Source organism: Roseovarius sp. A-2 (assembly GCF_002072155.1).
In the GTDB taxonomy this organism is placed as follows: domain Bacteria; phylum Pseudomonadota; class Alphaproteobacteria; order Rhodobacterales; family Rhodobacteraceae; genus Roseovarius.
In genome coordinates this window covers 1-1,187 of the sequence record NZ_BDIY01000088.1, presented here as the reverse complement: position 1 = coordinate 1,187, position 1,187 = coordinate 1, and the positions used below count along the sequence as shown (strand labels likewise).

General features: G+C 63.9%; 1 protein-coding gene. It reads left to right on the top strand.

The features are described 5' to 3' along the window. Positions 1 to 8: 8 nt before the first annotated feature. Positions 9 to 1,184: an elongation factor Tu gene (gene tuf / locus BHD06_RS22690; protein WP_080459198.1), complete on the top strand. Its 1,176-nt coding sequence runs from the start codon at positions 9 to 11 to the stop codon at positions 1,182 to 1,184. Positions 1,185 to 1,187: the final 3 nt, after the last annotated feature.

The window sequence follows — 1,187 nt, the reverse complement described above, 5'->3', positions numbered from 1 at the left end:
CCAAGACCATGGCAAAGGAAAAGTTTGACCGCTCGAAACCGCATGTGAACATCGGCACGATTGGCCATGTTGACCACGGCAAGACGACGCTGACGGCGGCGATCACCAAGTATTTCGGCGATTTCCGGGCCTATGATCAGATCGACGGCGCGCCCGAAGAGAAGGCGCGCGGGATCACGATCTCGACGGCGCATGTGGAATACGAGACCGACGCGCGTCACTACGCCCATGTCGATTGCCCCGGCCACGCCGACTACGTCAAGAACATGATCACCGGTGCCGCGCAGATGGACGGCGCGATCCTGGTGGTGAACGCCGCCGACGGCCCGATGCCGCAGACCCGCGAGCACATCCTGCTGGCGCGCCAGGTCGGCGTGCCCGCGCTGGTGGTGTTCATGAACAAGGTCGACCAGGTCGATGACGAGGAACTGCTGGAGCTGGTCGAGATGGAAATCCGCGAGCTGCTGAGCTCGTATGACTTCCCCGGCGACGACATTCCGATCGTTGCTGGCTCGGCGCTGGCGGCGATGAACGGCGAGAACCCGGAGATCGGCGAGAACAAGATCCGCGAACTGATGGCGGCCGTGGACGAATATATCCCGACGCCCGAGCGCGCCGTGGACCAGCCCTTCCTGATGCCGATCGAGGACGTGTTCTCGATTTCCGGTCGCGGCACGGTGGTCACGGGCCGCGTCGAGCGCGGTGTTGTGAATGTGGGCGACGAGCTTGAGATCGTCGGCATCAAGGACACCCGCAAGACGACCTGCACGGGCGTCGAGATGTTCCGCAAGCTGCTGGATCGCGGCGAGGCGGGCGACAACGTCGGCGTGCTGCTGCGCGGCATCGACCGCGAGGGCGTCGAGCGCGGCCAGGTGCTGTGCAAGCCGAAATCGGTCAACCCGCACACCAAGTTCGAGGCCGAGGCCTATATCCTGACCAAGGAAGAGGGTGGCCGTCACACGCCGTTCTTTGCCAATTACCGTCCGCAGTTCTACTTCCGCACCACGGACGTGACCGGCACGGTGACGCTGCCCGAGGGCACGGAAATGGTGATGCCCGGCGATAACCTGAAGTTCACCGTCGACCTGATCGCGCCCATTGCGATGGAAGACGGGCTGCGCTTCGCCATCCGCGAAGGCGGCCGCACCGTCGGCGCAGGCGTCGTCAGCAAAATCCTCGAGTAACAC

Excerpts from the sequence above, each read along its gene's own strand:
- tuf (WP_080459198.1), top strand. The coding sequence starts at position 9 with ATGGCAAAGGAAAAGTTTGACCGCTCGAAACCGCATGTGAACATCGGC.